This is a genomic window from Gillisia sp. Hel_I_29 (assembly GCF_000744275.1).
GTDB lineage: Bacteria > Bacteroidota > Bacteroidia > Flavobacteriales > Flavobacteriaceae > Gillisia.
This window is the reverse complement of sequence record NZ_JQLP01000008.1, coordinates 141830-156497: the sequence shown is the minus strand read 5'-3', so window position 1 is coordinate 156497 and position 14668 is coordinate 141830. Positions and strand designations below refer to the sequence as shown.

At 36.6% G+C, this 14668-nt stretch carries 13 protein-coding genes and 2 rRNA genes; 6 read left to right on the top strand and 9 right to left on the bottom strand.

All coding sequences use genetic code 11. The features are described 5' to 3' along the window. Positions 1-2339 (top strand): 23S ribosomal RNA (locus tag P163_RS17665); the annotation flags it as partial. A gap of 163 nt (positions 2340-2502) precedes the next feature. Next, positions 2503-2612: ribosomal RNA gene (gene rrf / locus P163_RS17660) — 5S ribosomal RNA — on the top strand. 380 nt (positions 2613-2992) lie between these two features. Here rrf and P163_RS17655 read toward each other — a convergent pair. Both P163_RS17655 and P163_RS17650 read right to left on the bottom strand, forming a co-directional pair. Continuing rightward, positions 2993-3421 carry a DUF4268 domain-containing protein gene (locus P163_RS17655; protein WP_034895107.1) on the bottom strand — a complete coding sequence of 143 codons (429 nt, stop codon included), beginning with the start codon at positions 3419-3421 and terminating at the stop codon, positions 2993-2995. 1 nt (position 3422) lies between these two features. After that, positions 3423-4091 carry a ZIP family metal transporter gene (locus P163_RS17650; protein WP_034895104.1) on the bottom strand — a complete coding sequence of 223 codons (669 nt, stop codon included), beginning with the start codon at positions 4089-4091 and terminating at the stop codon, positions 3423-3425. Positions 4092-4245: 154 nt separating this feature from the next. Between P163_RS17650 and P163_RS17645 the strand changes: the two genes are divergently transcribed. Further along, positions 4246-5415 (top strand): class I SAM-dependent RNA methyltransferase, encoded by a 1170-nt coding sequence (locus P163_RS17645; RefSeq protein WP_034895101.1) that lies wholly within the window; start codon positions 4246-4248, stop codon positions 5413-5415. On the opposite strand, the gene P163_RS17640 is transcribed toward P163_RS17645, so the two are convergent. The 3 genes from P163_RS17640 to rlmD are packed head-to-tail and all read right to left on the bottom strand — an operon-like array spanning position 5412 to position 8033. Continuing rightward, on the bottom strand, positions 5412-6119 hold the full coding sequence (locus P163_RS17640) for a DUF6048 family protein (RefSeq protein ID WP_034895099.1): 708 nt from the start codon (positions 6117-6119) through the stop codon (positions 5412-5414). The genes P163_RS17645 and P163_RS17640 overlap by 4 nt on opposite strands. Beyond that, entirely contained in the window at positions 6085-6642 is a 558-nt protein-coding gene (locus tag P163_RS17635) for a DUF6452 family protein (RefSeq protein WP_034895097.1), read from the bottom strand. Before P163_RS17635 ends, P163_RS17640 begins: the two co-directional genes overlap by 35 nt. Continuing rightward, a complete protein-coding gene (gene rlmD, locus P163_RS17630) occupies positions 6624-8033 on the bottom strand; it encodes a 23S rRNA (uracil(1939)-C(5))-methyltransferase RlmD (RefSeq protein WP_034895095.1) in 1410 nt (469 codons plus the stop codon). Before rlmD ends, P163_RS17635 begins: the two co-directional genes overlap by 19 nt. A gap of 172 nt (positions 8034-8205) precedes the next feature. Here rlmD and rocD point away from each other — a divergent pair, with 172 nt between their 5' ends. The 3 genes from rocD (at position 8206) to P163_RS17615 (ending at position 10821) form a co-directional block, all read left to right on the top strand. Next, on the top strand, positions 8206-9486 hold the full coding sequence (gene rocD, locus P163_RS17625; RefSeq protein ID WP_034895093.1) for an ornithine--oxo-acid transaminase: 1281 nt from the start codon (positions 8206-8208) through the stop codon (positions 9484-9486). 83 nt (positions 9487-9569) lie between these two features. Beyond that, a complete protein-coding gene (locus P163_RS17620; protein WP_081891381.1) occupies positions 9570-10226 on the top strand; it encodes a TrmH family RNA methyltransferase in 657 nt (218 codons plus the stop codon). A gap of 34 nt (positions 10227-10260) precedes the next feature. Beyond that, positions 10261-10821 carry an SRPBCC family protein gene (locus P163_RS17615; protein ID WP_034895089.1) on the top strand — a complete coding sequence of 187 codons (561 nt, stop codon included), beginning with the start codon at positions 10261-10263 and terminating at the stop codon, positions 10819-10821. A gap of 1 nt (position 10822) precedes the next feature. On the opposite strand, the gene P163_RS17610 is transcribed toward P163_RS17615, so the two are convergent. The 4 genes from P163_RS17610 to rlmH form a co-directional block, all read right to left on the bottom strand. Beyond that, on the bottom strand, positions 10823-11584 hold the full coding sequence (locus tag P163_RS17610; RefSeq protein WP_034895086.1) for a carboxypeptidase-like regulatory domain-containing protein: 762 nt from the start codon (positions 11582-11584) through the stop codon (positions 10823-10825). A gap of 70 nt (positions 11585-11654) precedes the next feature. Further along, entirely contained in the window at positions 11655-13511 is a 1857-nt protein-coding gene (locus P163_RS17605) for a DEAD/DEAH box helicase (protein WP_034895083.1), read from the bottom strand. A 74-nt stretch (positions 13512-13585) separates the two neighbouring features. After that, entirely contained in the window at positions 13586-14158 is a 573-nt protein-coding gene (locus P163_RS17600; protein ID WP_034895080.1) for a non-canonical purine NTP diphosphatase, read from the bottom strand. A gap of 5 nt (positions 14159-14163) precedes the next feature. Beyond that, a complete protein-coding gene (gene rlmH, locus P163_RS17595; RefSeq protein WP_034895077.1) occupies positions 14164-14637 on the bottom strand; it encodes a 23S rRNA (pseudouridine(1915)-N(3))-methyltransferase RlmH in 474 nt (157 codons plus the stop codon). Positions 14638-14668 lie beyond the last annotated feature (31 nt).

Genomic DNA, 14668 nt, shown 5'->3' with positions numbered 1-14668 from the left:
GGGAAAGGTGAAAAGAACCGTGAATAACGGAGTGAAATAGATCCTGAAACCATACGCTTACAAGCGGTCGGAGCCTTTAGGGGTGACGGCGTGCCTTTTGCATAATGAGCCTACGAGTTACCGTTGCCAGCAAGGTTAAGCCTTTAAGAGGTGGAGCCGTAGCGAAAGCGAGTCTTAATAGGCGCTGTAGTTGGTAGTGGTAGACGCGAAACCGTGTGATCTACCCTTGGGCAGGTTGAAGCTGTGGTAACACATAGTGGAGGACCGAACCCGTTGACGTTGAAAAGTCTTGGGATGACCTGAGGGTAGGGGTGAAAGGCCAATCAAACTCGGAAATAGCTCGTACTCCCCGAAATGCATTTAGGTGCAGCGATAATTTAGTTTTATAGAGGTAGAGCTACTGATTGGATGCGGGGGCTTCACCGCCTACCAATTCCTGACAAACTCCGAATGCTATAAAATGATTTTTATCAGTGAGGGCATGGGTGCTAAGGTCCATGTCCGAGAGGGAAAGAACCCAGACCATCAGCTAAGGTCCCCAAATGTATATTAAGTTGAAAAAACGCGGTTGAACTGCCCAGACAGCTAGGATGTTGGCTTGGAAGCAGCCATTCATTTAAAGAGTGCGTAACAGCTCACTAGTCGAGCGGTTCGGCATGGATAATAATCGGGCATAAATATACTACCGAAGCTATGGATTTACAGATTACTGTAAGTGGTAGGGGAGCATTCTAATAGGGTTGAAGGTGTACTGCGAGGTATGCTGGACTAATTAGAAAAGAAAATGTAGGCATAAGTAACGATAATGCGGGCGAGAAACCCGCACACCGAAAGACTAAGGTTTCCTCAGCTATGCTAATCAGCTGAGGGTTAGTCGGGACCTAACGCGACCCCGAATGGGTTAGTGGATGGACAACAGATTAATATTTCTGTACCTGCCCCACGTTAAACGTGACGGAGGCGAAAAGTTAGTGCGTACTGACGGAATAGTACGTTGAAGCCAGTGGTAACACGGCGATAGTACACAAAAGCTTCGGCCGGCGTGATAATCTAGCAAATCGACTTCCAAGAAAAGCAAGTGGTGGCAGCCCGTACCGTAAACCGACACAGGTAGTTGGGATGAGAATTCTAAGGTGCTCGAGAGATTCATGGTTAAGGAACTAGGCAAAATCGACCCGTAACTTCGGGAGAAGGGTCGCCCATCTTCGGATGGGCCGCAGTGAAGAGGTCCAGGCGACTGTTTATCAAAAACACAGGGCTCTGCTAAATCGAAAGATGACGTATAGGGCCTGACACCTGCCCGGTGCTGGAAGGTTAAGAGGAGATGTTAGCTTCGGCGACGCATTGAATTGAAGCCCCAGTAAACGGCGGCCGTAACTATAACGGTCCTAAGGTAGCGAAATTCCTTGTCGGGTAAGTTCCGACCTGCACGAATGGTGCAACGATCTGGACACTGTCTCAACCATGAGCTCGGTGAAATTGTAGTATCGGTGAAGATGCCGATTACCCGCTGTGGGACGAAAAGACCCCGTGCACCTTTACTATAGCTTAGTATTGACTTTGGACAAGTGATGTGTAGGATAGGTGGGAGACGTTGAAGCTGCATCGCTAGGTGTGGTGGAGTCATTGTTGAAATACCACCCTTTACTTGTTTGAAGCCTAACTTCCAATGGAAGGACAATGCTTGGTGGGTAGTTTGACTGGGGTGGTCGCCTCCAAAAGAGTAACGGAGGCTTCTAAAGGTTCCCTCAGCACGCTTGGTAACCGTGCGTAGAGTGCAATGGCATAAGGGAGCTTGACTGAGAGACATACAGGTCGATCAGGTACGAAAGTAGAGCATAGTGATCCGGTGGTTCCGCATGGAAGGGCCATCGCTCAAAGGATAAAAGGTACGCCGGGGATAACAGGCTGATCTCCCCCAAGAGCTCACATCGACGGGGGGGTTTGGCACCTCGATGTCGGCTCGTCACATCCTGGGGCTGGAGAAGGTCCCAAGGGTTGGGCTGTTCGCCCATTAAAGTGGCACGCGAGCTGGGTTCAGAACGTCGTGAGACAGTTCGGTCTCTATCTACAGTGGGCGTTAGAAATTTGAGTGGATCTGACTCTAGTACGAGAGGACCGAGTTGGACGAACCTCTGGTGCACCAGTTGTCACGCCAGTGGCATTGCTGGGTAGCTACGTTCGGAAGGGATAAGCGCTGAAAGCATATAAGCGCGAAACCCACCACAAGATGAGATTTCTTTAAAGGACCGTGGGAGACTACCACGTTGATAGGCCATAGGTGTAAAGGCAGTAATGTCATAGCCGAGTGGTACTAATAATCCGTAAAGCTTAGTGCAGTTCTCCCCCTACATCCCCTAAAGGGGACTATAAAGGGGAGAGCGAAAAACCTATCTAATTGCATTGTTATTTATCTAATTTTCTTCTATTGTTTATTTCCTATATATGTTATGTTATTAGAAGTTAGTTATACACTTTTGAGTGTATCACTGCTTAAAGATTTAAGGTGGCTATTGCATCGGGGCTCACCTCTTCCCATTCCGAACAGAGAAGTTAAGCCCGTTAGCGCAGATGGTACTGCTGTATTGTGGGAGAGTATGTCGTCGCCTTGTTTTTGAAAACCCCTTCATCACCAGATGAAGGGGTTTTTTTATACCCTATACTCAAATAGGAACAACCCAGCGTTACACATAATAAAACCCCTCCCGGATAGCGATATCCCGGAAAGGGTGTTGTTGTTTTATATACCCAATTCGCAACACTTCAGTTCCTATATATAATACACCACCCCATCTGGAGATTACCTCTGCATGGGGTGGTGTGTTTTTATATTAGAATTTTATGCTGACTCGGCCAGGGATTGTAGCAAGCTACCACGTAGCGCGAAAAGCCCGGCGATAAACCATCAGGTTTAGCGGGACGCATCAATCAAATATGGTTAATTTTAAGTCACCTAAAAATAAATTGCAAGTGTTGTAAAGTGTGATATTATTTATTGATCTATATAGTCTTTATACTCTAAAAAGAACAGTTCTAAACTATTCATTCTATCTTCAAAAAACAGCATTACATTTTCCCAATCTTTGTGATTATGTATGTTCACACCTTGCAGTTCCACGAATATCCTAGAAACAATCTTTCCTTCCTCTAAAATATAGTTATCATCAAAAATTGCATCAGGTAAATGTTCTGATATTAAAATACTCTTTAACGTAACTATTCGCTCGAAGTAATAAGCTCTTATAAGTTCCTCATTTGCAGTTACGTCTAAAGATACTTGTGCTACCTTATTATTAAATGTGAACTTTAGCTGGAGATCCTTGATCTTGGTATTATATAAAATCCATTTTCTTTTATACGTCTTTCCAAAAGCAATCCAGAAAGCTTCCCTAACTCGTTTTGACTCTTCTCTGCTAAACATATTATAAAAGATAAGCGAGTAAGATTCCGATCACAATCACACCTAACTTAGAGGCATTGAATTTATGATTTTTGGATGTTTCAAAAAGGATGGTAGTAGAAACATGTAAGAAAATACCAATAACTAGTGCACTTATATATGTACTGTAGGTATTCAAAAATTCAAAATTAGATTGTATAAAACTTCCTAAAGGCGTCATTAATGCAAAAATCATCAAGAATAAGATCACCTTTGGCTTTCCAATTTTAGAATGTATAAGAAAGGTAGATAAAATCGCTGCTATTGGAATTTTATGGATTACAACGCCATATAATAAATGTGAGGTATGATTAAGTGGAAAACCTTCTAATAAAGAATGTGTACACAAACTAACCAACAAAACTATAGGAAATTGTCTATTATTCTCATCTAAATGTAAATGTCCGTGCTCTGCACCCTTGGAAAGAAACTCTAATAAAATTTGAAGCAATAACCCTAGCATAATGAAGATCCCAATATGAGCATTGTTGGTGCTATAGACTTCGGGTAGGAGTTCAAATACAGTGACAGACAGTAGATAAGCTCCACTAAAAGAAAGTAGTAATTTAAAACCTACAGAATTAGAGGGTTTTAAAAATCTTGATATAATGTATCCTAGGAGTACAGCAAGAATTAAAAGAATATAGATCATCAATAATTTTGATTGAATTTTTTAATAAAGAAATACTTAGTCGGATACTTACTTAAAATATTTCAATACTACCAATATTAACTATAAGACACCTTGGGTCTATTATTTTATCCTGTAAAATTAACGTATTTTTGCGGTTCTATAAATTTATGAAATGGGAAATAATTTTGAGATGGTGGCAAAAACTCTTTATGGGTTTGAACCAATATTAGCTAAAGAATTACGTGCGCTTGGAGCAATGGATATCGTTGAAGGTACTCGTAACGTAAAATTTAGTGGGGATATTGGATTTATGTACAAAGCTAATCTTTGCTTAAGAACTGCTATTAAGATCTTAAAACCTTTTAAAACCTTTAAAATTAGAACAGAGGATGATCTATACAGAGAGATCAAGAAGATAGCCTGGGAAGAATTTATGAATGTTAATGATACTTTAGCTATAGATGCAACGGTTCATTCAGAAAAGTTTACTCATTCTATGTATATAGCTCAAAAAACTAAGGATGCTATAGTTGATAGATTTAGAGAGAAATACGATGATAGACCGAATGTAGATCTAGATTTTCCAACCTTGCGGGTAAATATTCATATTGAAAATGAAACCTGTAATGTGGCTCTAGACAGCTCTGGCCAGTCTTTGCATAAGAGAGGATATAAAACAGCAACCAATATTGCACCTATTAATGAAGTGCTTGCTGCAGGTCTTTTGCTATTATCTGGTTGGGATGGACAGAGTGATTTTCTGGACCCGATGTGTGGTAGTGGAACGATACTTATTGAAGCAGCGATGATTGCCTGTAATATTCCCCCAAACTTAAATAGAAAAGAATTTGCTTTTGAAAAATGGAAAGATTGGGATGTAGATTTGTTTGAAAAAATTGAAGAATCTGTATTAAAGAAAGTTAGAGAATATCATTTTACCATGTTAGGATACGACACTGCTCCTTCTGCAGTGAATAAAGCTATAGATAATATAGAGAATGCTAATTTATCTGATTATATAAAGGTGAAGCAGCAAGATTTCTTTGCGAGCGTTAAACAAAATGACAGACACTTGCATATGGTTTTTAATCCTCCATATGGGGAACGCTTGAATATTGATATGCCTGCTTTCTATAAAGAAATAGGAGATACTTTAAAACAAAGTTATCCAGGAACAGAGTCGTGGTTTATTACTTCCAATTTAGAATCTATTAAGCATGTTGGATTGAGACCTTCAAGAAAGATCAAACTTTTTAATGGCTCTTTAGAATCTAAACTTTTAAAATATGAGATCTATGAAGGAACAAAGAAACTTCATAAAATAAAAGATAGCCAAGATTAATTCTTGGCTTTTTTGTATAATGGTATTAAATAGGAAATACTGTAATTATAACCAACACCAAAGAAACTATCATCATACGTTCTATTAAATCCAGGAATGGTAAGATTGTCAAAATCTCTAGGAGTTGTTTGAGCTATTCTTCGTTTAAGTTGAACGTTACCTCCTAAATATAGATTATTTAAAACTTCAACTTTTATACCTACCATTAATTCCAGCCAACTTGCATTTAAACCTTTTGCCTCTATAGCCTCTGTATTTACATTAGGCGGAAAATATTGGGAATCTGTATAAATAACATATTCATCCAAGGTTTGTGAAAAGGTTGCAAAGCCATATCTAGCACCTACAATTATCATATTCTCCATTCCAGTCCAATTCTCATAAGCATTATAATCTGCCCCCAATTTAATATAACTCCCTTTAGCTGTAACAGCTAGAGTGCTACTTTCATAATTTAAAGTTTCATTACCAATTTCTGCGGCGAGATAGTAGTTCTTATAAACTCTATAATCTCCCATAAGTTCAAATCCGCTATAATCCTCTTCTGCGAAAGATCTTATGAGCTTACTTAGGTCTGTTCCTACTCTTAGACCATATTTTTCTTTGAACTTAAGAGAATCGGTAACCGTTTGAGATCTTACCGATGCTAATCCAGATAGAAAAAAGATGCTAATGGTAAATAGAAATATATGTAATTGTTTCATTGTCTATAATGCTGTCATTAACTGTAAAATCTTTGATCCAATTTTCTGAAGTATCACCCTCTGGTTTGCTTATTTGAACCTGAACATCTTCATATAAAATTCTATAGCCGCAAGCTCTACTTAAATATTGCTCATTTCTGGTATAGTTAAATCTTACCAAATCTGAATTTGGAGGATTTTGCTCACTTATTTCCCCATCGCTATCTGCAGCGTATTCAGTAAATAAATACTCTGTTGTAGAACTATTTGTATTTAAAGGAATTTCTATAGCAGAAGTTGTACTTCTTTTAATAAGAGTATCTGTCAAATCTTCTACGTTGATCGCTCTTACAGATAAATTGATCACAGATTTAGCAGCATTCGCATCATTTTCTATATCATAGAAATTCACTTTGATGAGGGGTGTAGTTATTGTAGATGCAGAACAAATGTCATCTTTTTGGCAACTTATGGTTAATAGCAGTATTGCTAAAGATCCAAATAGCACCCTCTTATAATTGAAACCTATCTTCTTTCTAAACATACTACGTTCTCTACATGAAAAGTTTGCGGAAACATGTCTACTGGCTGCACTCTTGTAACCTTATAATGCTCATCTAATAGCGCAAGATCTCTAGCCTGTGTGGCAGAATTACAACTTACATAGACAATTCTTTGAGGCAAGATACCAATAATTTGAGCAACAACATCTTTATGCATTCCATCTCTAGGAGGATCTGTAACAATTACATCTGGGTGCCCGTGTAGTTTAATGAATTCTGAAGTGAAAACTTTTCTCATATCTCCAGCAAAGAACTCTGTGTTTTCTATATTATTACGCTTCGCATTTTCTTTAGCATCTTCAATAGCAACAGGTACAGCTTCTATTCCAACCACTTTAGCAGCATTTTTTGCTATAAATTGAGCAATTGTTCCAGTACCGGTATAGAGGTCATATACCAATTCTTTCCCTGTGAGTCCTGCAAAATCTCTAGTTATCTTATAAAGTTCAAATGCTTGTTCTGAATTTGTTTGATAGAAAGACTTTGCATTGATCTTAAATTTGAGACCTTCCATTTCTTCAAAAATATGATCACGTCCTTTGTAACATATTACATCTTGATCATATATAGTATCATTACCCTTAGGATTTACTACATACTGTAATGATGTAATCTCAGGAAATTTATCGGCAAGATTATTTAGTAATAATTCTCGTTTTTCTTTTTCATCTGAAAAGAACTGTACTAACACCATGATCTCTCCTATAGAAGAAGTTCTTATCATTAACGTTCTTAAAAGTCCTCGTTGTTCTCTTGTATTAAAAAAAGATAGGTCGTTCTCTATTGCAAACTGCTTTACAAAGTTACGAATGCTGTTACTTGGGTCTGCTTGAAGGTGACATTTTTTTATATCTAAGATCTTATCCCACATTCCCGGAATATGAAATCCTAAAGCTTCTTTGTCATTAAAATCTTCATTGCTTCTTATTTCGTCTAAAGTTATCCAACGGCTATCGCTAAAAGAAAACTCCATTTTATTTCTATAGAAGTAAATATCCTTACTTCCTAAAATAGGAGTCATCTCTGGTAATTCAATCTTTCCTAGGCGCTTTAGATTATTTTCAACTTCTTGTTGCTTGTAAAATAATTGATGCTCATAACCCATAAATTGCCACTTGCATCCACCACAAGTCCCAAAATGTTGGCAAACAGGTTCTACACGTTTATCAGAAAGTTTATGGAATTCTATTGCAGTACCTTCGTAAAAAGCCTTTTTCTTTCTTGTGGTTTGAATGTCTGCAACATCTCCAGGAACGGCGTTGTTAATAAATATTACTTTACCGTCTGGCGCCTTTGCAATGCTTTTACCTTTAGCTCCGGCATCCAGAATTTCCAATTGTTCAAATACCTGATTTCTTTTCTTTCTTCCCATAGCGCAAAAATAGGATATTTGTAAAGATTTATTAATGCTGTCATTATAAATTTCAGTTTACATTTAGTAATTTGCGGGAGTTGTGTTTGGATGATTTCTCTCCTCCTAGATTTTCTTCATTGAAAAATAGGAAAGAAGGAATTTTAGAAAATAAATCATTAAATAATTCGACATGCGATTAGAAAAGATCAACTCTTCCGAAGAAGCGATACAAATGGAAGATAAACACGGAGCTCATAATTACCATCCACTACCTGTAGTACTTAGTAGAGGAGAAGGAGTATATGTGTGGGACGTAGAAGATAAGAAATATTATGACTTTCTTTCAGCATATTCAGCAGTAAATCAAGGTCATTGTCATCCTAAAATTGTAAAAGCAATGCATGATCAGGCTTCTAAACTAGCCTTGACTTCTAGAGCTTTTCATAATGATGTTTTAGGACCTTACGAAAAATATACTACCGAGTATTTCAAATTCGACAAAATGTTGCCGATGAATACCGGTGCAGAGGCTGTAGAAACTGCTATTAAAATTGCTAGAAAATGGGCTTATGAGCGCAAAGGTGTTCATGAGAAAGAAGCACAGATCATTGTTTGTGAAAATAACTTTCACGGAAGAACAACTACGGTGATCTCTTTTTCTAACGATGAAAATGCACGTAAGAATTTTGGACCTTACACTCCAGGTTTTATTAAGATAGCTTATAATGATATAGATGCATTAGAAACTGCTTTAAAAAGCAATGATAATATAGCCGGGTTTTTAGTGGAACCTATTCAAGGGGAAGCAGGAGTTTTTACTCCATCTGATGATTATATGAAGAAGGCCAAAGAATTATGTAAAGCTCATAATGTACTTTTTATTGCGGATGAGATTCAAACTGGAATTGCGAGAACCGGTGCTTTATTAGCAGTTTGTGGAAATTGCACGTGTCAAGGACATTGCGAAAGACAGGAAACCTATACAAGACCAGATCTATTGATTCTTGGGAAAGCCCTTTCTGGAGGTAATTATCCGGTTTCTGCAGTATTAGCAGATAATGCAGTGATGGATGTTATTCAGCCAGGACAACACGGTTCTACTTTTGGTGGTAACCCGGTTGCAGGAGCAGTGGCGGTTGCGGCGTTAGAAGTGGTGAAGGATGAGAATTTAGCTCAAAATGCTAGAAAGCTGGGTGATATTTTTAGAAAAGAAATGAATGATTATATAAAGACTAGTGACCTTGTTTCTCTTGTAAGAGGTAGAGGGTTATTAAATGCTATAGTTATTAATGATTCTGAAGATAGTTCTACTGCCTGGGATATTTGTGTTGCTTTAAAAGAAAATGGGCTTTTAGCAAAGCCAACTCACGGTAATATTATTAGATTTGCTCCACCGTTGGTAATGACGGAAGCAGAACTTAAAGATTGTGTTCAAATTATTATTAAGACGTTAAAAACGTTTGAGAAATAATAATTTTAGCATTAAGATCATTTATAAGGCTGCTCGTTGTACTCTCGGGCAGCTTTTTTATTTTTATATAATACCCTAATATTTTGGAGATAACCCCAGAGCTTATAAATTATCTTGAAGACTTTCTTACTCCCCGGAGAAAGGAACTATTTGAAAAAGTCATTAACCAAAGAACCAATCATTTTACGGTGGTTACAGAAGATGTCTATCAACTACATAATACCAGCGCGGTTATTAGAAGTTGTGATGTCTTTGGAGTTCAGAACATACATGTTATAGAAGAGCGAAATCTAAAAAAGATAGATCGTGAAATAGCTATGGGAGCTCAAAAATGGGTAAGTCTAAATAGGCATCATAGCAGTAAAGAATGTATCAAAGACTTACGGGAAAGTGGTTATCAAATTGTAGCTACAACGCCTCACGGAAACACTCAAAATATCCAAGATTTTGATGTAACAAAACCTTCTGCAATATTTTTTGGAACGGAGAGACATGGACTTTCACAAGAGATTATGGAGCAAGCAGATGCTTTTATTAAGATACCAATGCGCGGATTTACAGAAAGTTTAAATATTTCAGTTTCTGCAGCCATCATTCTTCAACACCTTACTCAGGAGCTTCGAAATAAAAATGTTTCATGGGAATTATCTGATGTTGAGAAAAACCTTGTAAAGTATGAATGGTTGCAAAAATCATTTAAAGATTTAGATAAAATCGTAGAAGATTTTAAGAATAAGTAATAATTATATAAAATTAAGTTCGTAATTTCCATCCATGACGTTATTTTTCTATACCCTAATTGCAATTATAACTTTTTTCGCATTCTTACATGCTTGGGCGAGCAAAGAATTTAATATTAGCCGCACCGTTGTTATAAACAGACCTAAAGATGAAGTCTTTAATTATGTAAGACAACTTAAAAATGAGCATACCTGGATGCCGTGGTTCGTTCAGGATTTTGAAGGTGTTCTAAAGTATAAAGGTGAGGATGGGAAGCTAGACGCGTTACTTTACTGGAAAGGACACAAATTGTTTAAGGAAGGAACCCAAAAAATTATAAAGATTCATCAGGGTAAGATCATAGAAACAAGATTTCTTATAGTAAGTCCTATGAAAACAGTAATTCTAGATTATAAAGGTCTTAAAGAAATGGATGAGAATAAAACTAAAATGGTTTGGGGAGTTAAAGGTGGTTTAGCTTTTCCATTTTCTGTGATTGCACTTTTACATCCTATAGAAAAGGCCTATGGTAATGATTTAGAGGCAGGATTAAAGAATCTTAAGAATTTAATGGAAGTGAAGAACCAGTATAGAGAACCTTCTGTTTATAGATAATTTAATCTCTCTTTAAAACTTTATACTCTTCATAACATCCACTTATTGCATCTAATATTTGCAGATCATTAGCACTTCTTATAAAATCTTTTGAATAGCTACATCTAGCTAAAATTTCATCAATATCTACTTCTCTAATTTGTAGCACAGCAGCAAGGGTTTGTCTGTCAAATTTTGTCTGTAGTAGATTGCGTATCTCATCATCGTCTTTCATTTTACGAAGCTTACGCATTTGTTTTGGCTTATTACCAAACATGTTATAGAGTGCATCTGCTGGATTAAAAATTGCACCTAAAGCTCTGCTGGCAGCACTTGGTGTATATTCCCCGCCTTCATAACCTGCATTAAGTCCGGATATACTATATCTGTAATTTTCGTAGATAGGAATATTCTTTACATCAATCTCTAAATAACCGGTAAGTTTAAGAGGAGAAACCACTACTTCTTCTAAGGCAATTCCAAGTTCTGTCATTTTCACTTTGACAGATCCATATTTTAACCAATCGTTAGTTACTCTTACTTGAATGGTTTTAAACCCTAGATATGAGAAAAATAAGGTGTCATTAACTGTAGCCTGAAGTTCAAAATCTCCTTCATTAGAAGAGGTTGTTCCTTTAACCTGATTGAGATTTACCACGTTTACATTTTCCAAAGGAAGGTCATTGGCGGCATTAAGAACTTTTCCTTTAACAATATCAGGATTTTGAGAAAACCCGGCAATACTAATTAAAAAAAGAATGGTGAAGGCTAAAAATAATCTCATAAAACATAATTACAATGGGTGGAAAGTACATTAAATATTATACCAAAACCACCCATTGTTAATTTATTATTTAAGAACGTTTAGATTTTCTTCTGTTTACAGAACTTTCTATATTCTTTTTACGTCCACCGCTTTTTTCAGAAGATGAATCAGATCTTCTTCTACTTGGAGCTTCTGAGGATGAAGATGATCTTGGACCTTTATCAAAGGTTTTTTCTGATCTTCTTCTGCTGCTTCCACCACCTTCAGAAGATTTTTTGAATCCTCCACCTCTTGGTTTATCGCTGCGTCCTCTGCTTCTTCCTCCAGAACGGCCACCACCGCCACCATTCTCAGATATTTCAACGCTTACACGTCTACCTTGGTGTTGGAAATCTTGGAAATAAGCAATTACTTTTTCTGAGATCTCAGAGTTAGTATTAAAGAAAGAGAAACTTTCTTTTACATCTACTCTAAATACATCATCTCTTCCTAAATCTAGATTTTCTTTCAAGAAATCTTTTAATGTCATCCAGTCAAAATCATCTTTTGCTCCAACATTAATAAAATATCTTGTACTATCTCCACCACCAGAACTATCTCTATCTCTACTATTAGCAGAAACTTTAGAGTTTAGGTCTGAAGCGTTTTTATAGTAATTAAAGAATCGGGTAAACTCTACAGAGAATACTTTTTGAATTAATTCTTCTTTAGAAAAATCTTGAAGTACCTCTTCTATACTTGGTAGATAAGGTTCAATATCATGATTGATCTTAGTATTCTTGATATCATTAGCTAAGTGAAAAAGCTGTACTCTACAAATCTCCATTCCATCTGGAATATCTTTTTGTTCAAAGTTTTGCTTTATAATTCGCTCTATACTCTTAATCTTTCTAAGTTCGCTCTTAGAAACAATTACCATAGAAACACCACTTTTTCCTGCTCTACCTGTTCTTCCGCTTCGGTGCGTATAAGTTTCTATCTCATCTGGTAATTGGTAGTTTATTACGTGTGTAATATCATCTACATCAATTCCACGAGCAGCAACATCTGTTGCAACTAGCATTTGAATGGTACGGTTTCTAAAACTCTTCATTACCAAATCACGTTGGTTCTGACTTAGATCTCCGTGTAATGCTGCTGCATTATATCCATCTTCAATAAGTTGCTCTGCAATTTTTTGAGTATCTCTTTTAGTTCGGCAAAATATTACCGAAAAGATATCAGGGTTTGCATCTGCCAATCTCTTTAGTGCCGCATAACGGTCTCTAGAATTTACTAAGTAGTATTCATGAGAAACATTAGAAGTACCTTCATTTCTATTACCCACAGTGATCTCTTGAGGAGAACGCATGAATTTCTTAGCAATTGTAGAAACTTCTTTAGGCATGGTTGCAGAAAATAACCATGTATTCTTTTCTTTAGGAGTGTGAGATAGAATAGCTGTAATGTCTTCAAAGAAGCCCATGTTCAACATTTCATCTGCCTCATCCAGAACGCAGTATTCTATTTTAGAGATATCAACCAATTTACGGTTAATCATATCCTGCATTCTACCAGGTGTAGCCACAATAATTTGTGCACCTCTCTTAATTTGCTTGGCTTGATCTGTAATGCTTGCTCCTCCATAAATAGCAACTGTATTCATGCCTGGAGTGTGCTTTGCATAATTTTTAAGTTCATTGGTAATTTGCAAACACAATTCCCTAGTAGGGGAAAGAATTAATCCTTGTGTATGCTTACTTTCAGCAGAAATCTTTTGAATGATTGGAAAACCAAAAGCAGCGGTCTTTCCTGTACCAGTTTGGGCAAGTGCAACGATATCGGTGTCTTCTTGCAATAAAATAGGGATTGCTTTTTCCTGGACTTCACTCGGACTTTCGAAGCCCATGTCTTCAATAGCTTTAAGTATAGCAGGATTTAATCCTAATTGTTCAAATTTATTCATATAAAATTTTAATAAGTTGCAAAGGTACGCATTAGTTTACAGCTTATTGCAGATTTATACAAGTAATAAATTACTTATTTAGAAAGAAATGAAATCAACTTTTTTACAGCTAACCCTCTGTGGCTCAATACCGCTTTTTCTTTTAGGCTCATTTCTGCAAAAGTATAAGCGCTACCCTCAGGAATAAATACAGAATCGTAGCCAAAACCTTTGTTCCCTGAACGTTCCTTTGCAATACTTCCCTTGCAAATTCCAGTAAATAAATGTTGTTTTCCATCAATATTTAGCGCAATAACAGTCTTAAATTGAGCTTTTCTATTTATCTGGTTTTTTAAATTCGTTAATAATTTATCTATATTATCTTCTGAATTTTTTTGTTCTCCGGCATATCGAGCAGAATATACACCAGGTTCTCCACCCAAAGATTCTACTTCTAATCCGGTATCATCCGCAAAGCAATACATTTTAAAATGTTCAGTAACATAATCTGCTTTTAGGATGGCATTGCCTTCTATAGTGTTAGAAGTTTCTGGTATCTCTTCGTGGCATTCTATATCGGTAAGTGAGCTCACTTCATAGTTAGATCCTAGTTGAGACTGAACTTCAATGAGTTTGTTCTGGTTATGAGTGGCAAATACAATTTTCATGTTGTTTATTTGTGATGGTAAGGTTCGTTTCTTAAAATAGTAAAAGCTCTATAGAGTTGCTCCGTAAAAAATAACCGTACCATTTGATGAGAAAAAGTCATTTTTGATAAAGAGACTTTAGAATCTGCTCTGTGATAAACATCCTGAGAAAATCCATAAGGCCCTCCAATAATAAAGATGAGCTGTTTTAAGCCGCTGTTCATTCTTTTCTGAACAAATTCTGAAAAACCTTCAGAAGAAAATTGCTTTCCATTTTCATCCAACAATACCACAAAATCTGATGGCGATAATTTATTCAAAATAAGTTCGCCTTCCTTTTGTTTTTGTTGATTCTCATCTAAATTCTTAACCTTCTTAAGGTCTGGAATTACTTCCATGTCAAATTTGTTATAGAACTGGAGTCGTTTAATATAAATTTCAGTTAAATTTTGAAGAGTGGCATCATCGGTTTTACCTATCGCCAGTAATTTTATGGTCATTTTACTAAGACTTTGCTACATTTACAAAAAT

What these genes read in the sequence shown, in the direction of transcription:
- P163_RS17650 (WP_034895104.1), bottom strand. Translation starts at nt 4,091, where the DNA reads ATGATCTATATTCTTTTAATTCTTGCTGTACTCCTAGGATACATTATA.
- rlmH (WP_034895077.1), bottom strand. Translation starts at nt 14,637, where the DNA reads ATGACCATAAAATTACTGGCGATAGGTAAAACCGATGATGCCACTCTT.
- rlmD (WP_034895095.1), bottom strand. Translation starts at nt 8,033, where the DNA reads ATGGGAAGAAAGAAAAGAAATCAGGTATTTGAACAATTGGAAATTCTG.
- P163_RS17645 (WP_034895101.1), top strand. Translation starts at nt 4,246, where the DNA reads ATGGGAAATAATTTTGAGATGGTGGCAAAAACTCTTTATGGGTTTGAA.
- P163_RS17600 (WP_034895080.1), bottom strand. Translation starts at nt 14,158, where the DNA reads ATGAAAATTGTATTTGCCACTCATAACCAGAACAAACTCATTGAAGTT.
- P163_RS17615 (WP_034895089.1), top strand. Translation starts at nt 10,261, where the DNA reads ATGACGTTATTTTTCTATACCCTAATTGCAATTATAACTTTTTTCGCA.
- rocD (WP_034895093.1), top strand. Translation starts at nt 8,206, where the DNA reads ATGCGATTAGAAAAGATCAACTCTTCCGAAGAAGCGATACAAATGGAA.
- P163_RS17635 (WP_034895097.1), bottom strand. Translation starts at nt 6,642, where the DNA reads ATGTTTAGAAAGAAGATAGGTTTCAATTATAAGAGGGTGCTATTTGGA.
- P163_RS17610 (WP_034895086.1), bottom strand. Translation starts at nt 11,584, where the DNA reads ATGAGATTATTTTTAGCCTTCACCATTCTTTTTTTAATTAGTATTGCC.
- P163_RS17640 (WP_034895099.1), bottom strand. Translation starts at nt 6,119, where the DNA reads ATGAAACAATTACATATATTTCTATTTACCATTAGCATCTTTTTTCTA.
- P163_RS17605 (WP_034895083.1), bottom strand. Translation starts at nt 13,511, where the DNA reads ATGAATAAATTTGAACAATTAGGATTAAATCCTGCTATACTTAAAGCT.
- P163_RS17655 (WP_034895107.1), bottom strand. Translation starts at nt 3,421, where the DNA reads ATGTTTAGCAGAGAAGAGTCAAAACGAGTTAGGGAAGCTTTCTGGATT.